A 4596-nucleotide genomic window follows, 5' to 3' on the forward strand; every position below is an offset into this window, starting at 1 on the left:
CCTTCGCACCCGTCCCCGTCGCCGCCCCCGGGCAACCTGCGGGCCCGCCTCACCTCCTTCGTCGGCCGGGAGACGGACATCGAGGCCATCCGGGGCGACCTCGCCACCGCCCGGCTCGTCACCCTGCTCGGCCCCGGCGGCGCCGGGAAGACCCGCCTGTCCCAGGAGGCCGCCGAAGCGGTACGGGACGGGGCGTGGAGCGGGGTCCCGGACGCCGCGCCCGACGGCGTATGGCTGGCCGAACTCGCGCCCGTCGTCGACCCGGACGCCGTGCCCGAAGCCGTGCTCACCGCTGTCGGTGCCCGGGAGACCGTGCTGCGTGGAGCCGGTGTCGACGAACTGCGCGCCGCCTCCGGCGAACGCCACGACGACCCCCTCGTACGCCTCACCGAGCACTGCGCCAACCGGCGGATGCTGATCCTCCTCGACAACTGCGAGCACGTCGTCGACGCCGCCGCGCACCTCGTCGCGGAGCTGCTGGCGCGCTGCCCGGGAGTCACCGTGCTCGCCACCAGCCGTGAACCCCTGGGCGTACCAGGGGAGTTGGTGCGTCCCGTCGAGCCGCTGCCCGAGCCCGTCGCGCTCCGGCTGCTCGCCGACCGAGGGGCGGCGGCCCGGCCCGGGTTCCGGGTCGAGGACGACCCGGAGGCCGCCGCCGAGATCTGCCGGCGCCTCGACGGGCTGCCGCTCGCCATCGAACTGGCCGCCGCCAGGCTGCGGATGCTGTCGCCGCGCCAGATCGCCGACCGGCTCGACGACCGTTTCCGGCTGCTCACCAACGGCAGCCGTACCGTCCTGCCCCGCCAGCAGACCCTGCGTGCCGTCGTCGACTGGTCCTGGGACCTGCTCGACACGGACGAACGGGACGTCCTGCGGCGGCTGTCCGTCTTCGCGGGCGGCTGCGACCTGCCCGCAGCCGAGGCGGTGTGCGGTCCCGTCGCGCTCGAAGCGCTCGGCTCACTCGTCGACAAGTCCCTTGTGGTGGCCGCCCCTTCGGGCGAGGACGGGACCGGCGCGATGCGCTACCGGCTCCTGGAGACCGTCGCCGAGTACGCCGGTGAGCGCCTCGACGAGTCGGGCGCCCGCCCCGGAGCCGAGCGCGCGCACCTCACCTACTACCGCGAACTCGCCCGTACCACCGACCCGTTGCTGCGCGGCCCCGGCCAGCTCGCCGCGCTCGACGTGTTCCAGCTGGAGAGCGAGAACATCCGCGCGGCCCTCCGCCACGCCGTCGTCGCGCGAGACGAACAGGAGGCGATCTGCCTGGTCCTGTCGGCCTCCTGGTACTGGCAGATGCGCGATCTGCGGCTCGCCGGCCGCAACTGGTCCCGCGAGGTCATGAACCTCGGCCCCGACCCCTTCGCCCTCCCGGTCCGCCCCGCCCAGCCGGTGTGGGAGCGCTGCACGGACACCCCGCCCCCCTGGCACGGCGAGGCTCTCCAAGAGGCCCGGCGTGGTGTCCACCTCATCCATCTCGCCTCCATGGACATGGAGTTGGAGGCCTGGCAGACGCCGGAGGGCCGGCAGAAGCTGCGCGCCATCACCGAGGTCTACGACCCCGGAGCCCCACAGGCCTGCCGCTACCCCGGCCTCCTCTGGTTCTACGCGGTCATGCTCACCCGCGACATGGAGTGGCTCAGCGTCATCGTCACCGAGTCCGTGCGCACCTGCCGCGAGGCGGCCCCCGGCTACGAGTGGGAACTCGCCGCCTGTCTGCAGATGCGCGCCAACATCCTTGCCAACCGCAGCGACTGGGCCGGTGACGCGACCCGCGACGCCGACGAGTCGCTGGAGATCTTCCGCCGCCTCGGGGACGCCTGGGGCGCCGCCGAGGCGCTCTCCGCGCGCGGCGAGGCCCATGAACGCAGGGCCGAGTACGACGCCGCCGCCACCGACTACCGGGACGCGATGGAACTGGCCGAACAACTCGGCGCCCGCGCCCAGACGACCGTACTCGCCGCCCGCCTCGGCAACGTGTTCATCGAGGCCGGCCGGACCGACGAGGGCGAGCAGATGCTGCGCGACGTGATCGAGAAGGCGGCCGGGATGGTCAACGAGGCCATGCCCGCCGCCCGGCTCTACCTCTCGGCCTGGCTCGGCATCACCGACCGGGTCCCCGAGGCACGTGAGCAGATCCGGCTGCTGCGCGAGGAGTTCAGGGCCGCCTCGTTCGTCGTCTTCGACGCGTTCATCCTCGGCGCGGAGTCCTGGCTGGACGTCGTGGAGGGCCGGTACGAGGACTCCCTGGTCAAGGTGCGACAGGCGGCGGCCCGCGCCGACGACGACCTGTCCCGCGCCATCGCCCCCCATCTGCGCCCCACGATCCTGACCACCGGCGCCGTCGCCCTCACCGGAGCCGACCCGGGCCGCGCCCGTGACGCGGCCCGCTGCCTGGGCGCCGCCGACGGCCTGCTGCCGCCCGGCCATGTCTCCGGACGCGTGGAGCGGGAAGTCCGCCGCCGTGCCGTCCGCGCGGTCCGTGACGTGCTCGGCGACGAGGCGTACGAGGCCGCGTACGCCGAAGGCGGTCGCCTCTCCCCCGAGGAGGCGACCGCCCTCATCTGACGGCAAGGTCAGCTCTTCGTACGGAACTTGTGGATGGCGACCGGCGCCATCACCGCCGTGATGGCCACCGACCAGCCGACGGTCACCCACAGGTCGTGCGCGACCGGGCCGCCCACCATCAGTCCGCGCGCCGCGTCCGCGAGCGTGGACAGCGGGTTGTAGTCGGTGAACGCCTGGAGCCAGCCCGGCATCGACTTCGTCGGGGCGAAGATCGACGAACCGAACTGGAGCGGGAACAGCACCAGGAAGCCCATCGCCTGCACGGACTGCGCGCTCTTCAGCATCACGCCCAGGGTGAGGAACACCCACATGATCGACGAGGCGAACAGGGTGGACAGACCCACGGCCGCGAACAGGCCGGCCCAGTGATGGATCTCGAAGCCGACCAGTACGGCGACGATCAGCAGGATGGTGGTCGCGAACAGCATCCGGATCAGCTCGACCGAGATCTTGGCGAACAGTACCGAGCCGCGCCCGATCGGCAGGGACCGGAAGCGGTCCATGACACCGGAGTTGAAGTCCTGGCAGAACCCGGTGCCGACGCCCTGGGACAGCGTCATGCTCATCATCGCGATCATGCCGGGAATCACATACTGCACATACCCGTCCTGCCCGCCGCCCAGGGCCTGCCCGATCGAGCCGCCGAAGACGAACACGAACAGCAGGGTGAAGACGATCGGCATCAGCAGCGCGTCGGCCATCGACTCGGGGTCCTGCCGGATCCACAGCAGGTTGCGGCGGATGAGGGCGCCGGTGTGGCGCAGATGCCCGCGCAGCGGAATCCGGACGTCGCCCTGGACGTCCTTCACGGTCGTGTTGGTGGTCGGGTTCGCGGTCGCGGTGCTCATACGGCGACCTCCTCTCGGGCGTCGGCGGGGGTGGCGGTGTCGTCCTGCGGGCCACTGGCACGATGGCCGGTGAGGGACAGGAACACCTCGTCCAGGCTGGGCAGTTCGGTGGAGATCGAGGAGATCGTGATCCCGCGCGCGACGACCGCGCCGGTCACGGCGGTGAGCTGCTCGTCGCTCAGGATCGGCACCAGGACACTGCCGTTCTCGGCGTCCACGGTCGTGGTGGCGAGACCGGTGATGCCCAGCTCGTCGAGATCACGGGCGAGCGGGCGCAGTTGCTGCGGGTCGGCCGGGCGGACGCGCAGGGTACGGCCGCCGACCTTCGCCTTCAGCGCGTCGATGGCACCCTCGGCCACGACCTTCCCCCGGTCGATGACGGTCAGTTCGGAGGCGAGCTGTTCGGCCTCCTCCATGTACTGGGTGGTGAGCAGTACGGTCACCCCGTCGCCGACCATCCGCTTGACCTCGCCCCAGACCTCGTTGCGGGTACGGGGGTCGAGCCCGGTGGTGGGTTCGTCGAGGAAGAGGACGGTGGGCCGGCCGATCATCGAGGCGGCCAGGTCGAGCCGCCGCCGCATACCGCCGGAGTAGGTGCTCGCCGGGCGCTTGGCCGCGTCGGTGAGCGAGAACCGCTCCAGCAGCTCGTCGGCCCGGGAGCGGGCGTCCTTGCGGGACAGGTCCAGCAGCCGCCCGATCATGTAAAGGTTCTCCCAGCCCGGGAGCTTCTCGTCCACGGAGGCGTACTGCCCGGTCAGTCCGATCACCCGCCGCAGTTGCCGGGGCTGGCTCAGGACGTCGTACCCGGCGACGGTCGCGTGCCCCGAGTCGGGCCGCAGCAGGGTGGAGAGGATGCGTACGAGGGTGGTCTTGCCGGCGCCGTTGGGTCCGAGCACACCGAGTACGGTGCCTTCCCGGACGTCCAGGTCGACGCCGTCCAGCGCCTTGGTCTCGCCGTAGTGCTTGACCAGCCCCCGCACGGAAACGGCACTCTTGGCCCCGCTGGCGGGGTGGTTGTCGATTCGCGTCATGAACCGAACCTGTCACCCCCCACCGACAAACCACCTACAGCCCACCGACAGACCGCCTACAGACCACAGACAGCGGCCTTCCCGTCAGGCCGGCACCATCTCAGCCTGTTGGGGGGTGCCCCTCCGGGGGAGTTTGAGGACGAGGCCCCTTC

The 4596-nt window shown here is 71.6% G+C and carries 3 protein-coding genes; 1 reads left to right on the top strand and 2 read right to left on the bottom strand.

Features of this window, described 5'->3' with window-relative positions; all coding sequences use genetic code 11:
- The coding region (locus tag AOK08_RS37675) for an ATP-binding protein (protein WP_055534485.1) at nt 1-2565 on the top strand (2565 nt) is incomplete at its 5' end.
- Nucleotides 2566-2573: 8 nt separating this feature from the next.
- On the opposite strand, the gene AOK08_RS37680 is transcribed toward AOK08_RS37675, so the two are convergent.
- Together AOK08_RS37680 and AOK08_RS37685 are read right to left on the bottom strand one after the other, a co-directional pair.
- A complete protein-coding gene (locus AOK08_RS37680; RefSeq protein ID WP_055534486.1) occupies nt 2574-3413 on the bottom strand; it encodes an ABC transporter permease in 840 nt (279 codons plus the stop codon).
- Complete coding sequence (locus tag AOK08_RS37685; protein WP_055534487.1) at nt 3410-4444, bottom strand: ATP-binding cassette domain-containing protein; 1035 nt, start codon at nt 4442-4444, stop codon at nt 3410-3412. Before AOK08_RS37685 ends, AOK08_RS37680 begins: the two co-directional genes overlap by 4 nt.
- Nucleotides 4445-4596: the final 152 nt, after the last annotated feature.

The organism is Streptomyces graminilatus (assembly GCF_001418565.1).
Taxonomy (GTDB): domain Bacteria; phylum Actinomycetota; class Actinomycetes; order Streptomycetales; family Streptomycetaceae; genus Streptomyces; species Streptomyces graminilatus.

Excerpts from the sequence above, each read along its gene's own strand:
- AOK08_RS37685 (WP_055534487.1), bottom strand. The coding sequence starts at position 4,444 with ATGACGCGAATCGACAACCACCCCGCCAGCGGGGCCAAGAGTGCCGTT.
- AOK08_RS37680 (WP_055534486.1), bottom strand. The coding sequence starts at position 3,413 with ATGAGCACCGCGACCGCGAACCCGACCACCAACACGACCGTGAAGGAC.